Here is a 20,629-nt window from a genome sequence, read left to right as displayed (position 1 = left end):
GGTTAGGGAGGAGATCCGCGATGAGCCACACCATCAATCATCTGCGTAAATTGCGGCTGCAGCGTTCCGAACTCGCGGTTCCAGGCTCCAATCCGGAGATGATCACGAAGGCGGCGGCAGGTGCAGCCGACTTCGTCTTCCTCGACATCGAGGATGCGGTGGCGCCGCCCGACAAGGAGCGGGCGCGCCGGAACATCATCGAGGCACTGAACGACATCGACTGGCGTGCCAAGGGCAAGACCGTGTCGGTACGCATCAACGGCCTCGACACGCACTACATGTATCGCGACGTCGTTGACATCATGGAACAGGCCGGCGACCGGCTGGACACGATCCTGGTGCCGAAGGTCGGTGTGCCGGCCGATCTCTATATGGTCGAAGCCATGGTCAACCAGATCGAGATGGCCAAGGGCTACAAGACCCGCGTCGGCCTGGAAGCCCTGATCGAAACGGCGCTCGGCATGGCCAATGTCGAGGCGATCGCCGCCTTCGGTGGACGGCTGGAGGCTCTGCATTTCGGCGTCGCCGACTACGCCGCGAGCTGCAAGGCGCGCACCGTCAATATCGGCGGCCTGAACCCCGACTATCCGGGCGACCAATGGCACTTTGCACTCTCGCGCATGACGGTCGCCTGCCGTGCCTATGGACTTCGCGCCATCGACGGCCCGTTCGGCGATTTCTCGGATCCCGAAGGATACATGGCCGCAGCTCGCCGTGCCGCAGCACTCGGCATCGAAGGCAAGTGGGCGATCCATCCCTCGCAGATCGAACTCGCCAATGCGGTGTTCTCGCCGCCGGAAAAGGAGGTCACCCGGGCCAAGCGCATTATCGAGGTGCTGAAGGAAGCCGAAGAACAGGGCAAGGGTGCTGCCGCACTGGACGGCAAGATGATCGATGCCGCCTCTGAGCGCATGGCACGCAACGTCCTGGTGACGCACGAAGCAATCGAGCAGTCGGCGCGATCGCGCCAGGCGCTCCCGAACTAAGGAGGAGTTCGAGATGGACATTCATGAATATCAGGCCAAGGAACTGCTTTCGCGCCACTCCGTCCACATTCCACGCGGTGGGCTCGCCTACAGCCCCGAGCAGGCAGCGTATCGCACGCGTGAAATCGGCGGTGACAAATGGGTGGTGAAAGCCCAGATCCATTCCGGCGCGCGCGGCAAGGCCGGCGGCATCCGTATCTGCAAATCCGATAAGGAAGTGTCCGATGCAGCCGAGGCAATGCTCGGCCGCAAGCTGGTGACACATCAGACCGGGCCGCGCGGCAAGCTGGTCTCGCGCCTCTATATCGAAGAAACCGTCGACATCCGTCAGGAGATCTATCTCGGCTTCGTGCTCGACCGCAAAGCGGAGCGCGTGATGATCGTGGCTTCCGCGTCGGGCGGCATGGAGATCGAGGAGATTGCCGAGCGCCAGCCGGATTCGATCATCCGCGCCATCGTCGATCCGGGTGTCGGCATGCAGCAGTTCCAGGCGCGCGAGATCGCGTTCGGACTCGGACTGGAGAACAGCCTGATCGGCAAGGCAACCGACACCATCATGGGCTGCTACCAGGTGTTCCGCGACTATGACGCCTCGATGCTGGAGATCAATCCGCTGGTGGTGACACGCGACGGTAACCTGGTCGCGCTCGATGCCAAGATGTCGTTCGACGAGAATGCGTTGTTCCGCCGCCCCGAGATTTCGGAGCTGCGCGACAAGTCCCAGGAAGACCCGCGCGAGACCTTCGCCAGCGACCGCGGCCTGTCCTATGTCGGGCTGGAGGGCAACATCGGCTGCATCATCAATGGTGCCGGGCTCGCCATGGCGACGATGGACATGATCAAGATCGCCGGCGGCGAGCCAGCCAACTTCCTGGACATCGGCGGCGGTGCCTCACCGGAGCGTGTCGCCAAGGCGTTTCGTGCCGTGCTGGCCGACAAGAATGTCGAGACGATCCTGGTCAATATCTTCGCCGGCATCAACCGTTGTGACTGGGTCGCCGAGGGGGTGCTCAAGGCTATCCATGAGGTTGGCGTCAACGTGCCCCTGGTGGTGCGGCTGGCCGGTACGAATGTCGAGGAGGGGCGCCGCATCCTGAGTGCCTCAGGCCAGTCGATCATCGTGGCCGACACGCTTGCCGAAGCCGCCGAAAAAGCGGTTTCCGCAATGCGTCAGGCGTCACTCAAGAAAGCCAGCTGAGGGAGGACAGGATGTCAGTTCTGCTCAATCGCAATACGAAGGTCATCGTCCAGGGTCTCACCGGCAAGATCGGTTCCTTCCATGCCGAGGACATGAAGCGCTACGGCACCAACGTGGTCGGCGGCGTGACACCCGGCAAAGGTGGCCAGTCGCAGCAAGGCATTCCGGTTTTCAACACAGTCAAGGGTGCGGTGCGCGAGACCGGCGCAGAGGCCAGCATCGTGTTCGTGCCGCCGCCCTTCGCGGCCGACTCGATCATGGAAGCGGCTGACGCCGGCATCAAACTCTGCGTCTGCATCACCGACGGCATCCCTTCCCAGGACATGATGCGGGTGAAGCGCTACATGCTGCGCTATCGCCGCGAGGATCGCATGACGCTGATCGGCCCGAACTGCGCGGGTGTGATCACGCCGGGTCAGGCACTGATGGGGATCATGCCGGGCTCGATCTACCTGCCTGGCCGCGTCGGCATCGTCGGCCGCTCGGGTACGCTCGGATATGAAGCTGCCTCGCAGATGAAGGCGCTGGGAATAGGTGTGTCAACCAGTGTCGGGATCGGTGGTGATCCGATCAACGGTTCGTCGTTCAAGGATATTCTCGAACTCTTCGAGAAAGACGACGAGACCGATGCGGTGGTCATGATCGGCGAGATCGGCGGGCCGCAGGAGGCGGAAGCTGCCGAATGGGCCAAGACCAATATGAAGAAGCCGCTGATCGCCTACATTGCCGGCTTGTCCGCACCGAAGGGCAAACGCATGGGCCATGCCGGTGCGATCATTTCCGCCTTTGGCGAATCCGCACAGGAAAAGGTGGAGATCCTGCGCGACGCTGGCGTGACCATCGTGGCGACGCCTGCCTCTTTCGGACCAACCGTCGCAGGCGTGCTGGCCGAGCAGCGCAAAGCAGCCTAAACAGGTCGATATATCGTCTTGAGGGGCGGTGCCGGTCCCCGGGGCCGCCCCAGCCATGCAGGAGCAATCGATGAAGCCACGCGTGATCGTCACCCGGAAGTGGCCGGCCGCCGTCGAACAGGTGCTTGCCGAGCGCTTCGATACCACGCTCAATGCGGGCGACATTCCATTCACCGCCACGCAGCTCAAGGCGGCCCTGCTGAATTTTGATGCCGTGCTGCCGACCGTCAGCGACAAATTGCCGGCCGAGATTTTTCCCGACGAAGAACTGCGCGCCAAGATCATCGGCAATTTCGGTGTCGGTTTCAGCCACATCGACATCGGGGCGGCGAAGCGGCGCGGCATCGCGGTGACCAACACGCCAGGCGTGCTGACCGACTGCACGGCTGATATCGCGATGAGCCTGCTGCTTGCCGTCGCCCGTCGCACCGGGGAGGGCGAGCGACAGCTTCGCTCAGGCGCGTGGAAAGGCTGGTGTCCGACCCACATGATCGGTGCCAAGGTGACCGGCAAGACGATCGGCATCATCGGCATGGGGCGTATCGGCAAGGCGACCGCGCGCCGCGCGCATTTCGGCTTCGGCATGAAGGTGGTCTTCTTCAACCGCTCGCGCGTTGACGATGAGGAGACGCGTGCGATGAGTGCCGTGCAGTTGCCGTCGATCGAAGACGTGCTCGAACAGGCCGATTTCGTCTCGCTGCATTGTCCTGGAGGTGCCGAGAACCGCAACCTAATAAATGCCGAGCGGCTCGGTCGCATGAAGAAGAGCGCCTTCCTGATCAATACCGCGCGCGGCGACGTGGTCGACGAGATCGCGCTCGCCGATGCGCTGGAGGGTGGTGTGATCGCTGGCGCGGGGCTCGATGTCTTCGCTCAGGAACCACAGGTTCCGGAACGGTTGATCCGGCTGGAAAACACCGTTCTGTTGCCGCATCTGGGCAGTGCGACCGAAGAGACCCGTGTCGCCATGGGCATGAAGGTGGTCGACAACATCTCCGCCTTCTTTGCCGGGGAGCCCATCCCCGATCGTGTTGTCTGACGGCTATCCCTGGAGGTTGAAAGCGCAAATCATTCGCTGATCTGCTGATCTAAGCGGATTGGTTTTCTCCAATCCCTGCACACTTCGCCGAACTTGGTCTTTGGACTTGAACCAAAGGGCGAGTAAGTTTACCTATGGTGAACACGCGAAGTTTCGGGGGTATATAATGGACAAGTCGGTCAAGGATGGTAAGGGCGTCAGCGCTGCCGTCAAGGCGACGAAGGAGTCCAAGAAGATATCTTCGCCCACACATGCTAAGGCATCACCGCTTCATCAGGATCCCCACGCGGTCCGTGACACCCGTGAAAAGGTCCTTGAAGTTGCCATCGGCCACGAAGTGCGCGCCTTTCGCAAGAAACTCGGAATAACCGTAGCCGACCTTGCCGCGACGACCAATATTTCCCTCGGTATGCTGTCGAAGATCGAGAATGGTATTACATCACCTTCCCTGACTACCTTGCAGGCCTTGTCGCGAGCGCTCGGCGTTCCGCTCAGTTCTTTCTTTCGGCGTTTCGAGGAAGATCGAAACGCCGTTTTCGTGAAGGCTGGCGAGGGCGTCGACGTGGAACGGCGCGGGACCCGGGCCGGTCACCAATACAATCTGCTTGGTTATATCAGTTCAAATACAGCGGGCGTGACGGTCGAGCCTTATCTCATCACGCTGACGGAAGATTCCGATGTCTTCCCGGCGTTCCAGCACGACGGCATGGAATTCCTCTACATGCTGGAAGGCGAGGTGGTTTACCGCCACGGCAGCAATCTCTACCGGATGCTGCCCGGCGACAGCCTGTTCTTCGACGCGGACGCTCCACACGGGCCGGATGAGTTGACGAAGCTGCCGATCCGTTATCTTTCCATCATCTCCTACAGGCAGGGCTCCGGAAACGAATAGCGCGCCTTTCGACGCGCTATTGTCTCGGATGGTGAACAGACTAGAAGTCGGAGCGTCCTTTGCGCGTCCAATGGGTGCACGGCGCTCTGGTCGAGGGAATTCGGCCGGATCTAATCCGGAGCAAAACCGGGCGAGGTGGGAGCGCCGTCGTCATATTTTGATAGCCACTCGATGACGGTCGGCCGATAGCGCGTGAGGCCCTTGTATTCGGCCAGTTCGATCGGCAGATCGCGCAACACGCGATGGAACCGTCGTGCCCATTTCGACACCGTCACCAGTTCATCCATCTTGATGAGATAACAGCGGATCGGGAAGACCAGCGCATTGGAGCGAGGCAAGCGCCAGAAGCTCTGCAATTCGACGCGCAGATGCACCTTGTCGCCAACATTTTCGGGCGTGACCGTGGCGCGGTCGGTGCCCCATTTGTGGTAGTTCTCAGGACTGGTGTCGAGACGCGGGTTGATCGTCATCGTCCAGTTCAGCCGACGCGCCGGCTTGCCCTGCTGAATGTTGGTGAGGAATTTCAGCGCGCGGGTGAAGATGCCCTTTTCATGCGCCAGTGGTACTGGCGCATGCCACTCGAAGAAGTTCATGCCGATGTCGAAGTCGAGCGACCAGTCTGCCTGAGTGGTCACCATGCCGGCGTCCATCCACAGATTGCCATCGCGCTGGTCGAGAATGCAGAAATCGCCCTGACTCTGGCGAGTAATATATTCCATCGGCCCATAGGGCAGGGTGGAGAGATCGCCGAAGGTGAAGGTGTCGTCGATGCCGAGAGGCCGGTTGATCCAGCGCCAGCGATCGCCTTCGCGGGTCAAGGAGAAATGGTCGGGATAGCTGTTGGCCTTTTCGGTCATCAAAAGTTCGAGCAGGTCCCAGCCAGCCAGCGTCATATGCGGCAGCGATTGGCAACGCAGAGGATCTTCCGCCAGCACGATGGCGCGATCCCGCATCTCGGAAACATAGTGCTCATCGACGTCGATGAGATTTTCAAACACGGTGCCCTTGGGCCCCTGAACATGCGGCTCGATGTTGACCGCATACATGTAGGCGTCTTCATGGAAGGGAAAAGGAAAACGCCGCACGAACTCAGGGCTGTTCCTGAAAGTGTAGTCGTCGCGGAACGTTTCCTGCCTGAAATTGATACCCATAGGTTCCTCCCTGTGGCTCCAACTCTTTGTTTCTATGCAATTCCGAACGCAAAAACCGCGGCGCACTTTTGCCAGAATTGCTCCAGGCTAACGCTCCAGTACGAGGGACTTGCCCTCGAAGCGTGAAACGCAAGGCATGATCTTCTTGCCCGAACAATGTTCGGCTTCCGTCAGCCAGTGATCGTTGTGTCTGAAGGTGCCGTCATAGGAGACGACGTTGGTCTCGCACTGGCCGCAGACGCCGCCGCGACACAGGTAGGGCGGATCGATGCCGGCCGCTTCCATTGCCTCGAGCAGGCTCTGCTCCTCGCCGACATGGATCTGCTTCTTGCTGAGCGCCAGTGTGACATCGAAGGGCAGGCCTGGCTGCGGTGCGGCGAAGTGTTCGTAATGCACGGTTTCGTCGGGCCAGCCATGCGCAGCCGCTGTCTCGCGAACCCAGCGGATCATGCCGGCGGGCCCGCAGACATAGAGATGCGTGCCGAGCGGCTGTGACGTCAGCAGGCGTTCTAGCGGCAGCCGTTCATTGGCATCGTCATAGTAGACGTTGACCCGCTTGCCGTAGCGATCCCGCAGAACATCGGCATAAGTGCCAAGTGCCGGCGTGCGGCAGGTGTAGTGCAGTTCAAAATTGCCGCCTTCACCGGCGAGCTGCGCGGTCTGTGCCATGAAGGGCGTGATGCCGATGCCGCCGGCGACCAACAGGTGCTTTTTCGCGCGCAGATCGAGCGAGAAGAGGTTGACCGGATAGGAGATTACCATCTCCATGCCGCGCTTGACGCGATTGTGCATGAACAGCGAGCCGCCGCGGCCAGAATCGTCGCGGCGCACGCTGATCGTGTAGTCACGCGTGTTGTGTGGCGAACTCATCAGCGAGTAGGGGTTCAAACGCGATTTGTCGCCGTCTCGCATTTCCACCACGACGTGGGCGCCGCCGGAAAAGGTCGGCAGGTCGCCGCCGTCGGTGCGTTCGAAGTGGAAACGCTTCACCAGCTCGTTGACCGTAACGACGTCCGTGACGGTGACGTTCAGTTTCGTGGTTCCCGCACTCACCGGAAAATCTCCTCTTTTTGAGGGATCTCGCTCGGATCCTCGGCGTTGATGCACACGCCCTGGAAGGCCGCCAGACGGCGCGAATAATGATCGCGGACGAGAAGCAGCAATCCGCAATGGGCACAGGTGGCTGGCTGTGTGGTGACGTTTTCGGTAATGCCCTTGCAATGTACGCACTGCACCCGGCGTGCCCAGGAGCCGCGATGTTCGGTCTGAATCGAGGAATGGTCGATGCCGGCTTCCAGCGCGACCTGCATGGCCTGGCCAATGAGGCCTTCGGTTCCTGCAAGATAGATGCGTAGCCCCATATGCGCGTTGGCAAGTGTCTGCCGAAGGCGGGGCAGGGCAGCCGCGATGGAAGGACCTTCATAGAACTGTGCCGGCTTCAAGGCCTTGAGTGCCGCCTGAAACTGGCTCCGGCTCGTGTCCGGAATAAACATGATGTGCGCACGGGCGAAGAAACCATCCGGTGCCTTCTTCGCCAGGTCGAGGATTGCGGACGCGCCTTCGGCGTCCGCAACGAAAAGATGACTCTTGCCGGTCTGTGGCGACAGGGTTCCGTAGACCGGGCGACTGAGGATCGTCTTTGCCGGCATCCCGTCCAATGGATCAGCCCTTCGCCGTGCGCTTCAGCTTCTTTGGATCATCGAACGGCAACGCCTGGGCGGTTGCTTTCACCGATCCCGACGCGTTGCGGATCTCGAGCGGCGTGCCGATGATGGCGCAGTCGACGTCGAGGCGGGCGATGCCCATCGATTTCTTCACCAGCGGTGAATACATCGCGCAGGTGACGACACCAACCTTCTTGCCGTCGCGATAGATCGGCGCGCCTTCGTCGGCAGGCTTGGTGCCTTCCAGCAGGACGCCAAAGATCTTGAAGCGCTCCTTGCCCTTGAGACGATAGTGTTCCTCGGCGCCGCGGAAACCGGTCTTTCCTGGGCTGACGGTGAAGTCCAGCCCGAGCTCCCAAAGCGTATCGCCAGGCCCTTCATTGTCGAAGGGGTATTTCTGCGAGTTGTCGTATGGATAGAAGAGCAGATAGCTCTCGACGCGCAGCATATCGAGCGTGGTGAAGCGGCAGGGGATGATACCCTCCGGCTTGCCTTCTTCGAGGATGCGATCCCAGATCGTTCCGGCATCCTGGCCACGGCAGAAGATCTCATAGCCACGCTCGCCGGTGTAGCCGGTGCGCGAAATCATCACCGGCAGACCGAAGAGCTGGGTCTGCATGTGATGGAAATAGTTGAGGTCGCGGATGCCGGGCACGTGCTTGGCCAGGTAGTCGACGGCGGTCGGGCCCTGCAGCGACAGGTCATGCAGATTGTCGTCGAAGCGAACCGAAACGTCGCGTCCGATGGATGCCCTGGTCAGCTCCTCATGGCCCGTGCCCGAACCATGCACGACCATCCAGGAATTGGTGCTTATGCGGTAGACGACGCAATCGTCGGTGAATTTTCCGGCCTCGTTGAGCATGCAGGCATAGACCGACTTGCCCGGATAAATCTTCTCGACGTCGCGCGTCGTGCACAGATCGATGAGGTGCGAGGCATGCGGGCCGGTGATGTGGACCTTTTTCAGCCCTGAAACGTCCATCAGACCGGCCTTGGTGCGGATGGCGACATATTCTTCGTCGGCGTCCTTATCATAGCTCCAGGCCGTGCCCATGCCGCTCCAGTCTTCTAGCTTGGAGCCTAGGGCGCGATGACGATCGGCCAAAGTCGAGAAACGCCAGGAAGCTGTCATGTGGGTGTCCTTCTCCTCAAGGGTACCTTCGAAACGCGGCCATTCTTTTCTTATCGGCCTGCGCTTTCGCCAGACGCATATTGACTCGAATTCCGTCGTCTGGGCAATATCTTTGTGCAAGAAATATTACTGATAGGCAACTTTCCCTGGGTCCGACTTTAGTCCTCCCATGAGGTATCGGTTCCGCGGTGAGATACGACATGAGACTTTTCTGTAAGGAAAAAAACATTCATAGCAGTTGAATTGGGTTTTCAAAGCTGCTAGCGTTCAATCATCGGACCGCTGCCATTGGAGGTGACGTCGTGTGCGGAATTGTGGGACTGTTCTTGAAAGACAAGACATTGGAGCCGCAACTCGGCGCCATGCTCTCTGAAATGCTGGTGATGCTGACAGACCGCGGCCCCGACAGTGCGGGCATTGCGGTTTATGGCGCGTCGACCAAAGGTAAGGCTAAAGTTACGATCCAGTCACCGGCCCCGGGGACGGATTTTGCCGGTCTGGAAACCGAGCTCGGCAAGAAGATCGATGCGAAGGTCAAGCTGCTCGCCAAATCCACCCATGCGGTGATCGACGTGCCGGCCGACAAGGTCGAGGCGGCACGCGAGGCCATTGCCGAGCTTCGCCCTTCGGTCCGCATCATGGGCGCCGGCGAAGCCATCGAAATCTACAAGGAAGTCGGTCTGCCGGTCGACGTGGTGAAGCGTTTCGATGTCAGCAAGATGACCGGAACCCACGGCATCGGCCACACCCGCATGGCAACGGAATCTGCCGTCACCACCCTTGGTGCGCATCCTTTCTCCACCGGTCCGGACGAATGCTTGGTGCACAACGGCTCTCTCTCCAATCACAACAATCTGCGGCGTGAACTCATCCGGGAAGGCATGAAGTTCGAGACCGAGAACGATACCGAAGTGGCAGCTGCCTATCTGTCGTCCAAGATCGCCCATGGCCAGAATCTCGGCCAGGCATTGGAAAGCAGCGTCAACGACCTGGATGGCTTTTTCACCTTTGTGGTCGGCACCAAGAACGGTTTCGGCGTGGTGCGTGATGCCATCGCCTGCAAGCCGGCCGTGCTTGCCGAGACCGATCGTTACGTCGCTTTCGGCTCCGAATATCGTGCGCTGGCCAAGCTGCCTGGCATTGAGGATGCCAAGGTTTGGGAGCCGGAGCCTTCAACCGTCTATTTCTGGGAGCACTGAGCCGATGAATGTGACCACTCTCGCCAAGTCGCCTCAGCGCGAAGTCAACTATGCGCCACGCGTCTTCGATCTCGATACGGCACCGCTGCGTGAACTCAATCTGGCCTTGCATCAGGTGACCGATGCGGCAGACGAGCCGAGCTGGGAAGTGATCAACCCGAAAGGCAGCCACGCCGTTGCTGCCGGTGTTGCTCAGCCCATCGCCGTCGAGGTGCGCGGCAGCGTCGGTTATTATTGCGGCGGCATGAACGACAAGGCCAGCATCACCGTGCATGGCTCGGCGGGGCCTGGTGTCGGGGAAAACATGATGTCGGGCCAGATTACGGTGAAGGGCGACGCCAGCCAGTATGCCGGCGCGACCGGTCGTGGCGGGCTGTTGGTCATCGAAGGCAATGCGTCGTCACGCTGCGGCATTTCGATGAAGGGCATCGACATCGTCGTGCGCGGCAATGTCGGCCATATGTCCGCCTTCATGGCGCAATCCGGCAATCTTGTCGTGCTGGGCGACGCCGGTGATGCGCTGGGTGACTCCATCTATGAAGCGCGGCTGTTCGTGCGCGGTTCCGTCAAGAGCCTGGGCGCCGATTGCATCAAGAAGGAAATGCGGCCGGAGCACATCGCCAAGCTTAAGGAATTGCTCGACCGCGCCGGCATCACCGACGTCAAGCCGGAAGAATTCACGCGCTACGGATCGGCCCGTACGCTCTACAACTTCAATATCGATAACGCCGACGCGTACTGAGGGGACGCCTAAATGACATATCATAATCCTCCGACGACGCCTCGCAGGTCGGCTACGTTCGATGACTATACGATGTCGGAAATCCGCCGTGCGGCGGCGACCGGTATCTATGACATCCGCGGCTCGGGCGCGAAGCGCAAGCTGCCGCATTTCGACGACCTCCTGTTCCTCGGCGCCTCGATTTCACGCTATCCGCTGGAAGGTTATCGCGAGCGCTGCGAGACCAGCGTCACACTTGGTACCCGCCACGCGAAAAAGCCGATCGAACTGAAAATCCCGATCACCATCGCCGGCATGAGCTTCGGCTCGCTGTCGGGACCGGCCAAGGAAGCGCTCGGACGCGGCGCAACGATTGCCGGCACCTCGACGACCACCGGCGACGGCGGCATGACGGAGGAAGAGCGCGGCCATTCGCAGACGCTTGTCTACCAATACCTGCCGTCGCGCTACGGCATGAACCCGCGTGACTTGCGCCGTGCCGACGCCATCGAGATCGTTGTTGGCCAGGGTGCCAAGCCGGGTGGCGGCGGCATGCTGCTCGGCCAGAAGATCTCCGACCGTGTCGCCGAGATGCGCACGCTGCCCAAGGGCATCGATCAGCGTTCCGCCTGTCGCCATCCCGACTGGACCGGCCCGGACGATCTCGAAATCAAGATCCTCGAGCTGCGCGAGATCACCGACTGGGAAAAGCCCATCTACGTCAAGGTCGGTGGCGCGCGGCCCTATTACGACACGGCCCTTGCCGTGAAGGCAGGCGCCGATGTGGTGGTGCTTGACGGCATGCAGGGCGGCACCGCGGCCACGCAGGAAGTGTTCATCGAACATGTCGGCCAGCCGACGCTCGCCTGTATCCGTCCTGCGGTGAAGGCACTGCAGGATCTCGGCATGCACCGCAAGGTCCAGCTCATCGTCTCCGGCGGTATCCGCAACGGTGCCGATGTCGCCAAGGCGCTGGCGCTTGGCGCGGATGCTGTCTCGATCGGCACGGCCGCGCTGATTGCGCTGGGCGATAACGATCCGCGCTGGGAAGACGAATACCAGAAGCTCGGCACCACGGCGGGTGCATATGACGACTGGCACGAAGGCAAGGACCCGGCCGGTATCACCACCCAGGATCCCGAGCTGATGAAGCGCGTCGACCCGATCGCCGCCGGCCGGCGTCTGGCGAATTATCTCAAAGTGATGACGCTGGAAGCACAGACGATCGCCCGCGCGTGCGGCAAAAATCACGTACACAACCTGGAGCCGGAGGACCTCTGCGCACTGACAATCGAATCCGCGGCTATGGCCGGCGTTCCGCTCGCCGGCACCGGCTGGATACCGGGAAAGGGCACCTTCTAGGCAATTTCTTCGATCAATCCAAACAACAAGAAGAACAACCCAGGGGAAAACAATGGGAACAAATTTCGAGGCCAGCACGGCAGTTACCGCAGAGCTGAAGGATTTCGCCCGGGCGCGTAACGTCAAATATTTCATGATCTCTTACACCGACCTGTTCGGCGGCCAGCGCGCTAAGCTGGTGCCGGCGCAGGCGATATCGGACATGCAGAAGGACGGAGCCGGCTTTGCCGGCTTTGCCACTTGGCTGGACCTGACGCCAGCGCATCCGGACATGTTGGCGGTGCCGGATCCGGATTCGGTCATTCAGTTGCCGTGGAAACCGGAGGTCGCCTGGCTCGCTTCAGACTGCCTGATGGAAGGCAAGAGCGTGGCACAGGCTCCGCGCAACACGCTGAAACGCCTGGTTTCGGAAGCGGCCGAATTCGGCATTCGCGTGAAAACCGGCGTCGAACCCGAATTCTTCCTGACGACGCCGGACGGTAAGCAGATCTCCGACGAATACGACACCGCTGCCAAATCTTGCTACGACCAGCAGGCGGTGATGCGGCGCTATGACGTGATCGCCGAAATCTGCGATGCGATGCTGTCGCTGAACTGGGAGCCCTACCAGAACGACCATGAGGACGCGAACGGTCAGTTCGAAATGAACTGGGCCTATGACGATGTGCTTGCGACCGCGGACAAGCACTCCTTCTTCAAGTTCATGGTGAAGTCGATCGCCGAAAAGCATGGCCTGCGCGCCACCTTCATGCCGAAGCCCTTCCAGGGCCTGACCGGCAATGGGTGCCATGCGCATATTTCGGTCTGGGATCTCGGCGGCAAGACCAACGCTTTCGCCGACAAGAGCATGGAACTCGGGCTTTCCGAGCAGGGTCGCCACTTCCTCGGCGGCATCATGAAACATGCTTCGGCGTTGGCTGCCATCTGCAATCCGACCGTCAATTCCTACAAGCGCATCAATGCGCCGCGCACCGTGTCCGGCGCGACCTGGGCGCCGAATACCGTGACCTGGACCGGCAACAATCGCACGCATATGGTGCGTGTGCCGGGTCCCGGCCGCTTCGAGCTTCGGCTGCCGGATGGTGCCGCGAACCCGTATCTGATGCAGGCTGTGATCATAGCCGCCGGCCTCGACGGGATGAAGAGCAAGGCCGATCCCGGTCCACGCAGCGACATCGACATGTACAAGGACGGCCACACCGTCACCCATGGCGCCAAGCTGCCGCTCAACCTGCTCGATGCGCTGCGCGAATACGACAAGGACACGTCGCTGAAAGCGGCGATGGGCGAGGAGTTCTCGGCAGCCTTCATCCGGCTGAAGCAGCAGGAGTGGAATTCCTATGCTTCGCATTTCACGCAGTGGGAGCGCGACCACACGCTCGACGTGTAGTCGCTTTCCGGGGAAAGTGCGTCGCCGTTTTCCGTCGGGAATTGCGTAAGAACAAAGAATTAGAGCGTGTCCTCTGGAAAACGGAACGCTCTGGGACAAAGGCCAGATCAGACTGAAATGCGGTACTCGATCTTCTCCCTCGCCAAGGCGGCGCTTTCAGGCCACAAGGGCTGGACGCGCGCCTGGCGCGACCCCCAACCGAAGAAACATTACGATGTGGTGATCATCGGCGGCGGCGGTCACGGACTGGCCACCGCCTATTACCTCGCCAAGGAGTACGGCATACGCAACGTCGCGGTGCTGGAGAAGGGCTGGATCGGATCAGGCAATGCCGGCCGGAACACCACCATCATCCGTTCCAACTACATGTTGCAGGGCAATGTCGGCTTCTACGAACTTTCGATGAAGTTGTGGGAACGGCAGGAACAGGACCTCAACTACAACACGATGGTGAGCCAGCGCGGCATCATCAACCTTTATCATTCGGATGCGCAGCGCGATGCCTTCGCGCGCCGCGGCAACGTCATGCGCATCAATGGCATCGACGCGGAACTTCTGGACGGCGAGCAAATCCGCAAGGTGCTGCCCTTCCTGAACTACAACAATGCCCGTTTCCCGGTCATGGGCGGCTTATGGCAGCCGCGCGCCGGTACGGCCCGTCACGACGCTGTCGTGTGGGGCTATGCACGCGCGGCCGACTCCTTCGGGGTCGACATCATTCAGAACTGCGAGGTGACCGGCTTCACGCGCGACCAGAACGGCAAGATCACCGGTGTCGAAACGGCACGCGGTACGATCGGTGCCGGCAAGGTCGGCATGGCAGTGGCCGGCAGCACCTCGCGGGTCGCGGCAATGGCCGGCATGCGCCTGCCGATCGAAAGCCATGTGCTGCAGGCTTTCGTATCCGAAGCGATCAAGCCGCTCATCCCTGGCGTCATCACCTTCGGCGCCGGCCACTTCTATGTCAGCCAGTCCGACAAGGGCGGACTTGTCTTCGGCGGTGATCTCGACGGCTACAATTCCTATGCCCAGCGCGGCAATATGCCGGTGATGGAGGATGTCTGCGAAGGTGGTATGGCGCTGATGCCGATGATTGGCCGTGTGCGCCTGCTGCGCCAGTGGGGCGGCATCATGGACATGTCGATGGACGGCACGCCGATCATCGACAAGACGCCGATCGACGGGCTCTATCTCAATGCCGGCTGGTGTTACGGCGGCTTCAAGGCGACGCCGGCCTCGGGCCTGGTCTTTGCCCATCTGCTCGCGCGCGACGAGCCGCACGAGGAAGCGAAGCGCTTCCGGCTCGACCGCTTCCGGCGCGGCGCGATGATCGACGAGAAGGGCCAGGGCGCCCAACCCAACCTGCATTGAAAGCGAGTAAGGCGCCATGCGCATAGCATGCCCATTCTGCGGAGAACGCGAGCTCGGCGAGTTCACTTATCTCGGCGACGCGGCACCGAAGCGGCCGATGGCTTTCGCCGCCGACGGAGCCGAACAACCTGAAGCCCAGGACCTGTTCTTCGATTATGTCTATCTGCGTGACAACGTTGCCGGCGACATGACTGAGCGCTGGTATCATGGCGGCGGCTGCCGTTCATGGCTTACCGTCACCCGCAATACGACAACACATGAAATCAAGGCTGTGCACGCAGCGCCCGGTGCAGGTGCGCAGAAGCGGACCAAGGCAGGCGCGACATCATGAGCAGGACCAGCCAGATTTCCGGCGATGCCGCCCCGCTCGCCTTCAACGACAATCCTGCCGCCGATTCACGGCAGCCGCGATCCATTTCGACGGGCACGCAATCGCACCGCTTGTCGAGTGGTGGCCAGATCGATCGCAAGCAGCCACTGGGCTTCACCTTCGACGGCAAGAAGATGGTGGGCTTCGCCGGCGACACACTGGCTTCGGCCTTGGTGGCAAACGGCATCAAGCTGGTCGGTCGCTCGTTCAAATACCATCGGCCGCGCGGCATTCTGACCGCGGGCGCAGAAGAGCCGAATGCACTGGTGGAGCTGCGCGGCGGTGCGAGGCGCGAGCCCAACACGCGTGCGACGACGACCGAGCTGTATGACGGGCTCGCGGCGGAGAGCCAGAACCGTTGGCCCTCGCTGCGGCACGATGTGATGGCCGTAAACTCGCTGTTCTCGCCCATCTTCGTGGCAGGTTTCTACTACAAGACCTTCATGTGGCCGGCGAAGCTGTGGGAGAAACTCTACGAGCCGGCTATCCGCCGCGCGGCCGGTCTAGGCAAGGCCTCGGGAGCAGCTGATCCGGATCACTACGAAAAGGCTTGGGCGCATTGCGACGTTCTCGTGGTGGGTAGCGGCCCGTCCGGCCTTGCCGCCGCACTCGCCGCAGGTCGCGCCGGCGCTCGCGTCATCCTGGCGGAGGAGGACAGTCGCCTCGGCGGACGGCTGCTTTCTGAGAATGGCGAGATCGACGGCAAGCCTGTCGCGGAATGGCTGGCAGGCGCGCAGCGGGAAATCGCGGCTCTGGCAAACATCCGCGTCATGACCCGTACCGCCGTCTTCGGTGTCTATGACGGCGGAACCTATGGTGCGATCGAGCGCGTCAACGACCATGTCCCGGTGCCGCCTGCACATCAGCCGCGTCAGCGGCTGTGGCGTATCGTGGCCAAGCACGCCGTCGTTGCTGCCGGTGCCATCGAGCGTCCGCTGGTGTTTCCTGGCAATGACAGGCCCGGTGTAATGATGGCCTCCGCGGTGCGCAGCTATATCAACCGTTTCGCGGCGATGCCCGGCAGGCAGGTTGCGCTTTTCACCAACAATGACGATGGCTGGCGCACAGCGGAAGCCGTGCAACGTGCTGGAGGTGCCGTAGCTGCCGTTATCGACAGTCGCGGTGCGGCCCCCGAGCGCTATCGTGGTCTGAGTGCAAAGCTGCTTGGCGGTGTCGTGAGTGCAGTGAATGGCGGTGTCGACTGCGTGCGCAGCATCGTCGTGCGCGATGCGGGCGGGCGCACGCAGCAGATAGAAACCGACTGTTTGGCGATGTCCGGCGGCTGGAACCCGAATGTCGCCTTGTCGTCGTTCCATCGCGGGCGACCCGTCTGGCGCGACGACATCGCAGCCTTTGCGCCCGGCCAATGCCCTCCGGGCATGGTGATGGTCGGTGCTGCCAGTGGCGACTTTTCGCTGGCCGCCTGTCTGCGCGAAGGTCACGCCGCTGGTGAAGATGCCGCCAAGGCCTGCGGCGCAAAGGGCAAAGCCGGCGAAGCTCCGAAGGGCGACGACGAAGTTTTTGCCATCAAGCCGCTATGGCATGTCGAAGGGGGCAAAGCCTTCGTCGATTTCCAGCATGACGTGACCGCTTCCGATGTGAAGCTGGCACAGCGCGAAGGGTTTGAAAGCGTCGAGCATCTGAAGCGTTACACCACGCTCGGCATGGCGACCGATCAGGGCAAACTGTCCAACGTCAACGGCCTTGCCCTCATGGCCGAAGCGACGGGGCGCAGCATCGGCGATACCGGCACCACGATCTATCGGCCGCCTTATGCACCGGTGGCGATCGGGGCACTGGCCGGGCATCATCGCGACGAGAATTTCCACGCGTGGCGGCTGACCCCTTCGCATCACTGGGCCGCGGAACGGGGCGCGGTATTCGTCGATACGGGCCTGTGGAAGCGCGCGCAGTGGTATCCGATCGATGGCGAGAAGGACTGGCTGGAATCGGTGACGCGTGAGGTGCTGGCTGTACGCAACGGCGTCGGTTTCTGCGATGTCTCGACGCTGGGCAAGGTCGATGTGCGCGGCCCCGATGCCGGCATCTTTCTCGACCGCCTCTACATCAACACCTTTTCCAATCTCGCCGTCGGCAAGGCCCGTTATGGGTTGATGCTGCGCGAGGATGGATTGGTCTATGACGACGGCACGACGTCGCGCTTAGCCGAAGACCACTATTTCCTGACCACCACGACCGCCAAGGCCGGGCCGGCGATGCAGCATCTCGAATACTGCCGACAGGTGCTGTGGCCCGAGCTCGACGTGCAACTGACCTCGGTCACCGACCAGTGGGCGCAGTTCTCGATTGCTGGCCCGAACACGCGCGATCTCTTAAAGAACCTCTGCGACCCGTCGGAAGATCTTTCCAATGAAGGTTTTCCTTTCATGGGTGTACGCGAAGTGTCGCTGCGCGGCGGCATGCGGGCGCGGCTCTACCGTATCTCCTTCTCCGGCGAGATGGCGTTCGAGATCGGTGTGCCGGCACGCTACGGCGAGGCCATGGCCGAGAACCTCATGCGCGCCGGCGCGGAATTCGGTGTCACACCCTACGGCACGGAAGCGCTGGGCGTGATGCGTATCGAAAAGGGTCACGTCGCCGGCCCTGAACTCAACGGCACCACTACGGCCGATGATCTAGGCCTCGGCAAGATGATGTCGAAGAAAAAGGACTATATCGGTCGCGCCATGGCTGGGCGCGAGGCGCTGACAGCACCCGACCGGCAGGTCGTGGTCGGCATCAAGCCGGTGAACAAGACCAACCGGCTGCGTTCCGGTGCGCATATCATCCCCAAAGGCGCTGCTCCCGGTCCCGAGACAGACCAAGGCTACCTGACTTCGGTCTGCTATTCGCCGATGCTCGGTCACTGGATCGCGCTGGCGCTGGTCGAGCGGGGGCGCGAGCGCCATGGCGAGATCGTGCGGGCTTACGATCCGTTGCGCGGCGAGGACATGGATGTCGAAATCACCAGCCCGGTCTTCTACGATCCGGAGGGAGGACGCCAGCGTGGCTGAGTATTCCTGGGAAGTGCGGTCCCCGTTGCGCAACGCATTTGCGCCCGGTCGTCTTGGCCTGGCTTCCGGCGATGCCGGTATCGCCCTGGCGGAAATCAGTGACTTCAGCCTGGTGCAGGTGATGGCGCGGCGCGGCCAGGTTGCCAATGTGGCAAAGGCCGCGAAGAAAGCCTGGGGTGTGCTACCGCCAGAGAAACCCGCAGCTGTCGTCGGCAAAGATGCGACCTTGATTTGGACCGGCCCGGATCAGTTCTTTGTCCTCACCGCAGGAAGTGTGCCCGATCCGGTCCCGCCACTGGCTGTTATCTTCGGTGGTGCAGCGTCTCTCAGCGATCAGTCCGGTGGACGCTGCCTGATCCGCCTGTCGGGCAGCAAGGTGCGCGAAGCGCTGGCCAAGGTGTCGTCGGTCGACCTGCATGATACGGTGTTCCCGGTTGGAGCGGCGGCCGCCACGTCGATCGACCACACCGGCGTCAATCTGTGGCGTGGGCCCGATGCCGCGGACGGTCACCCGGCCTACAGTCTGCTCGTCTTCACCAGTTTTGCCGACAGCCTCTGGCACACGCTTGCCGATGCCGCGGCTGAATATGGCGTCGAGGCTACGCGCACACCGCTATCCTGATACGGAGTAGCGCCGGGGCAGTCTCTGTGCGGCCGGTTGGATATGTCAGCATTGTCGATCTGTGCCATGGCGCGGCTGCGGGGTGCGCGTTAGGGTCGCCGCAGTCCGACCTCCTGCACAAGGCAAATCCAATGAGCGACCCGATTGAACGCGCGCGCACTTTTCATGCCCTTCACGTCAAGGGCGATCCGGTGGTGCTTTTCAATGTGTGGGACCCTGGCAGTGCCCAGGCTGTCGTCAAAGGCGGCGCCAAGGCGCTGGCGACCGGCAGCTGGCCGGTAGCGGCGGCATTCGGTTATCCCGACGGCGAGAAGATCCCGTTGGCTTTGGCATTGGACAATTTCCGCCGCATCGCAGCTTCGGTGGAATTGCCGGCCACGATGGATCTCGAGAGCGGCTACGGACCGGCTCCGGCGACAGTGGCGGCGACCGTGACGCAGGCGATCGAGGCCGGTGCGGTCGGCTTCAATTTCGAAGACCAGATCGTTGGTGGCGGTGGCCTTTACGAGATCGCGGTGCAGGTCGAGCGCATCAAGGCGGCGGCGGACTCGGTCCAAGCGAGTGGCGTTCCGGCTTTCATCAACGCCCGCACGGACATCTTCCTAAAAGCCAAGCCGGAAGAGCACAGCGAAGGGCTGCTCGAGCAGGCGATCGCGCGTGCTTCAGCCTATGAGCAGGCCGGTGCACATGGTTTCTTCGCGCCCGGTCTTGGCGATCCGGCGTTGATTGAAAAGTTATGCAAGGCGGTTGCGCTGCCGGTCAACATCATAGCACTGGCGCATGTGCCGCCGCGCCAGAAACTGGCTGAGCTCGGCGTCGCCCGCATCAGCCATGGGCCGGTGCCATACCGCAAGATGGTGGCTTGGCTGGAAGAGCAGGCACGGGCAGCGATTTCCGGCTAGAGCATTTTGTACCAAGTAGAATCACTTGGCGTCTCAAAAATGCGACGAAAACAAAAACTTAGAGCGTTTCCGCGTTTCCGTGAAAAACGGAAACGCTCTAGTCCTGGTTACGAGCGATCTCGGCTGCCCGCGCCAAATGCTCCATGAGCCGGCCGGCGGTCGGCTCGGTAATGGCGGCCATGGCGACCGCCCTTGTCATGCATTTCAACCAGAGATCACGCATGTCCGGGCCGATCGGAACATGCTCGTGGATCTCGCGCAGTCGCGAATGGCCATGTCTGCGCACATAATGTTGCGGACCTCCGAGGAAGCCCGAAAGATAGTCGAACTGCTCGATGCGGGAATGGGCAACGCCGTGGCCGCGACGGTGGAGGAGGTGCAGTTCCTGCGCATCCTCGTCCTGTTCTATGATGTCGTAGAAAGCCTGCACGAGTCTCCCCAGGCCATCATCTCCGCCGATGGCTTCGTAGAGTGAGAGCTTTCCTGGTGATGTCATCAGGCCGTGGTTCCAAGGCGAGGCAGGAGGGCAGTAGGGGATTAGGGCAGTGAGCAGGTCGTTTCCAACTGCCCTATTCCCTCATTGCCCGACTGCCTTTGCCCTTAGAACAGTCCCTCGATCTGGCCCTGGTCGTTGAGGAAGATCTTCTCCGACGATGGCTTGGAGGGCAGGCCGGGCATGGTCATGACCTCACCGCAGATGATGAC

20 protein-coding genes are annotated in these 20,629 nt (G+C 61.4%); 14 read left to right on the top strand and 6 right to left on the bottom strand.

What is annotated here, in order from left to right; all coding sequences use genetic code 11:
* Window positions 1-20 precede the first annotated feature (20 nt).
* From L4923_RS25840 to L4923_RS25820, 5 genes are all read left to right on the top strand, one after another.
* Window positions 21-986, top strand: a complete 966-nt coding sequence (locus L4923_RS25840) for an HpcH/HpaI aldolase/citrate lyase family protein (protein WP_239369975.1) — start codon at window positions 21-23, stop codon at window positions 984-986.
* A 13-nt stretch (window positions 987-999) separates the two neighbouring features.
* Window positions 1,000-2,184 (top strand): malate--CoA ligase subunit beta, encoded by a 1,185-nt coding sequence (locus tag L4923_RS25835; protein WP_239369974.1) that lies wholly within the window; start codon window positions 1,000-1,002, stop codon window positions 2,182-2,184.
* A gap of 11 nt (window positions 2,185-2,195) precedes the next feature.
* Complete coding sequence (sucD, locus tag L4923_RS25830) at window positions 2,196-3,095, top strand: succinate--CoA ligase subunit alpha (protein ID WP_024925732.1); 900 nt, start codon at window positions 2,196-2,198, stop codon at window positions 3,093-3,095.
* A gap of 70 nt (window positions 3,096-3,165) precedes the next feature.
* A complete protein-coding gene (locus L4923_RS25825) occupies window positions 3,166-4,134 on the top strand; it encodes a 2-hydroxyacid dehydrogenase (protein WP_239369973.1) in 969 nt (322 codons plus the stop codon).
* Window positions 4,135-4,300: 166 nt separating this feature from the next.
* Window positions 4,301-5,026 carry a helix-turn-helix domain-containing protein gene (locus L4923_RS25820; RefSeq protein ID WP_239369992.1) on the top strand — a complete coding sequence of 242 codons (726 nt, stop codon included), beginning with the start codon at window positions 4,301-4,303 and terminating at the stop codon, window positions 5,024-5,026.
* 110 nt (window positions 5,027-5,136) lie between these two features.
* Here the strand turns inward: L4923_RS25820 and L4923_RS25815 are convergent, their stop codons facing one another.
* The 4 genes from L4923_RS25815 to L4923_RS25800 all read right to left on the bottom strand — a co-directional run bounded on the left by L4923_RS25815 (window position 5,137) and on the right by L4923_RS25800 (window position 8,973).
* Window positions 5,137-6,177: a heme-dependent oxidative N-demethylase family protein gene (locus tag L4923_RS25815; RefSeq protein ID WP_239369972.1), complete on the bottom strand. Its 1,041-nt coding sequence runs from the start codon at window positions 6,175-6,177 to the stop codon at window positions 5,137-5,139.
* An 87-nt stretch (window positions 6,178-6,264) separates the two neighbouring features.
* Complete coding sequence (locus L4923_RS25810; protein WP_239369971.1) at window positions 6,265-7,230, bottom strand: PDR/VanB family oxidoreductase; 966 nt, start codon at window positions 7,228-7,230, stop codon at window positions 6,265-6,267.
* Complete coding sequence (locus L4923_RS25805; protein ID WP_239369991.1) at window positions 7,227-7,826, bottom strand: dimethylamine monooxygenase subunit DmmA family protein; 600 nt, start codon at window positions 7,824-7,826, stop codon at window positions 7,227-7,229. Before L4923_RS25805 ends, L4923_RS25810 begins: the two co-directional genes overlap by 4 nt.
* A gap of 13 nt (window positions 7,827-7,839) precedes the next feature.
* Complete coding sequence (locus tag L4923_RS25800) at window positions 7,840-8,973, bottom strand: aminomethyl transferase family protein (protein WP_239369970.1); 1,134 nt, start codon at window positions 8,971-8,973, stop codon at window positions 7,840-7,842.
* Between the two features lie 302 nt (window positions 8,974-9,275).
* Here L4923_RS25800 and L4923_RS25795 point away from each other — a divergent pair, with 302 nt between their 5' ends.
* The 9 genes from L4923_RS25795 (at window position 9,276) to L4923_RS25755 (ending at window position 19,924) form a co-directional block, all read left to right on the top strand.
* Entirely contained in the window at window positions 9,276-10,172 is an 897-nt protein-coding gene (locus L4923_RS25795) for a class II glutamine amidotransferase (RefSeq protein ID WP_239369969.1), read from the top strand.
* Between the two features lie 4 nt (window positions 10,173-10,176).
* A complete protein-coding gene (locus tag L4923_RS25790) occupies window positions 10,177-10,914 on the top strand; it encodes a GXGXG domain-containing protein (protein ID WP_239369968.1) in 738 nt (245 codons plus the stop codon).
* A 12-nt stretch (window positions 10,915-10,926) separates the two neighbouring features.
* Complete coding sequence (locus L4923_RS25785; RefSeq protein WP_239369967.1) at window positions 10,927-12,255, top strand: FMN-binding glutamate synthase family protein; 1,329 nt, start codon at window positions 10,927-10,929, stop codon at window positions 12,253-12,255.
* A 52-nt stretch (window positions 12,256-12,307) separates the two neighbouring features.
* Complete coding sequence (glnT, locus tag L4923_RS25780) at window positions 12,308-13,645, top strand: type III glutamate--ammonia ligase (RefSeq protein ID WP_275448582.1); 1,338 nt, start codon at window positions 12,308-12,310, stop codon at window positions 13,643-13,645.
* A 117-nt stretch (window positions 13,646-13,762) separates the two neighbouring features.
* The gene (locus L4923_RS25775) at window positions 13,763-15,016 is read left to right on the top strand and encodes a sarcosine oxidase subunit beta family protein (protein WP_239369966.1); all 1,254 of its coding nucleotides are present in this window, start codon (window positions 13,763-13,765) and stop codon (window positions 15,014-15,016) included.
* A gap of 16 nt (window positions 15,017-15,032) precedes the next feature.
* Complete coding sequence (locus tag L4923_RS25770) at window positions 15,033-15,347, top strand: sarcosine oxidase subunit delta (protein WP_239369965.1); 315 nt, start codon at window positions 15,033-15,035, stop codon at window positions 15,345-15,347.
* Window positions 15,344-18,400, top strand: coding sequence for a sarcosine oxidase subunit alpha (locus L4923_RS25765; protein WP_239369964.1), 3,057 nt, complete (start codon window positions 15,344-15,346; stop codon window positions 18,398-18,400). The genes L4923_RS25770 and L4923_RS25765 overlap by 4 nt, the downstream gene beginning before the upstream one ends.
* Complete coding sequence (locus L4923_RS25760) at window positions 18,393-19,022, top strand: sarcosine oxidase subunit gamma (RefSeq protein ID WP_239369963.1); 630 nt, start codon at window positions 18,393-18,395, stop codon at window positions 19,020-19,022. The genes L4923_RS25765 and L4923_RS25760 overlap by 8 nt, the downstream gene beginning before the upstream one ends.
* A gap of 131 nt (window positions 19,023-19,153) precedes the next feature.
* Window positions 19,154-19,924, top strand: coding sequence for an isocitrate lyase/PEP mutase family protein (locus L4923_RS25755; protein WP_239369962.1), 771 nt, complete (start codon window positions 19,154-19,156; stop codon window positions 19,922-19,924).
* Window positions 19,925-20,021: 97 nt separating this feature from the next.
* Here the strand turns inward: L4923_RS25755 and L4923_RS25750 are convergent, their stop codons facing one another.
* Both L4923_RS25750 and L4923_RS25745 read right to left on the bottom strand, forming a co-directional pair.
* On the bottom strand, window positions 20,022-20,420 hold the full coding sequence (locus L4923_RS25750) for a group II truncated hemoglobin (RefSeq protein ID WP_239369961.1): 399 nt from the start codon (window positions 20,418-20,420) through the stop codon (window positions 20,022-20,024).
* 104 nt (window positions 20,421-20,524) lie between these two features.
* Window positions 20,525-20,629 (bottom strand): formate--tetrahydrofolate ligase (locus tag L4923_RS25745; protein ID WP_239369989.1); only part of this gene is annotated, 105 nt, incomplete at its 5' end.

The organism is Terribium retamae (assembly GCF_022347545.1).
Taxonomy (GTDB): Bacteria; Pseudomonadota; Alphaproteobacteria; order Rhizobiales; family Rhizobiaceae; genus Mesorhizobium; species Mesorhizobium retamae.
This window is presented reverse-complemented; position numbering and strand designations above follow the sequence as displayed.

Coding starts and splice junctions, on each gene's coding strand:
- L4923_RS25840 (WP_239369975.1), top strand. CDS start 21: ATGAGCCACACCATCAATCATCTGCGTAAATTGCGGCTGCAGCGTTCC.
- L4923_RS25835 (WP_239369974.1), top strand. CDS start 1,000: ATGGACATTCATGAATATCAGGCCAAGGAACTGCTTTCGCGCCACTCC.
- sucD (WP_024925732.1), top strand. CDS start 2,196: ATGTCAGTTCTGCTCAATCGCAATACGAAGGTCATCGTCCAGGGTCTC.
- L4923_RS25825 (WP_239369973.1), top strand. CDS start 3,166: ATGAAGCCACGCGTGATCGTCACCCGGAAGTGGCCGGCCGCCGTCGAA.
- L4923_RS25820 (WP_239369992.1), top strand. CDS start 4,301: ATGGACAAGTCGGTCAAGGATGGTAAGGGCGTCAGCGCTGCCGTCAAG.
- L4923_RS25815 (WP_239369972.1), bottom strand. CDS start 6,177: ATGGGTATCAATTTCAGGCAGGAAACGTTCCGCGACGACTACACTTTC.
- L4923_RS25805 (WP_239369991.1), bottom strand. CDS start 7,826: ATGCCGGCAAAGACGATCCTCAGTCGCCCGGTCTACGGAACCCTGTCG.
- L4923_RS25800 (WP_239369970.1), bottom strand. CDS start 8,973: ATGACAGCTTCCTGGCGTTTCTCGACTTTGGCCGATCGTCATCGCGCC.
- L4923_RS25790 (WP_239369968.1), top strand. CDS start 10,177: ATGAATGTGACCACTCTCGCCAAGTCGCCTCAGCGCGAAGTCAACTAT.
- L4923_RS25785 (WP_239369967.1), top strand. CDS start 10,927: ATGACATATCATAATCCTCCGACGACGCCTCGCAGGTCGGCTACGTTC.
- glnT (WP_275448582.1), top strand. CDS start 12,308: ATGGGAACAAATTTCGAGGCCAGCACGGCAGTTACCGCAGAGCTGAAG.
- L4923_RS25775 (WP_239369966.1), top strand. CDS start 13,763: ATGCGGTACTCGATCTTCTCCCTCGCCAAGGCGGCGCTTTCAGGCCAC.
- L4923_RS25770 (WP_239369965.1), top strand. CDS start 15,033: ATGCGCATAGCATGCCCATTCTGCGGAGAACGCGAGCTCGGCGAGTTC.
- L4923_RS25765 (WP_239369964.1), top strand. CDS start 15,344: ATGAGCAGGACCAGCCAGATTTCCGGCGATGCCGCCCCGCTCGCCTTC.
- L4923_RS25755 (WP_239369962.1), top strand. CDS start 19,154: ATGAGCGACCCGATTGAACGCGCGCGCACTTTTCATGCCCTTCACGTC.
- L4923_RS25750 (WP_239369961.1), bottom strand. CDS start 20,420: ATGACATCACCAGGAAAGCTCTCACTCTACGAAGCCATCGGCGGAGAT.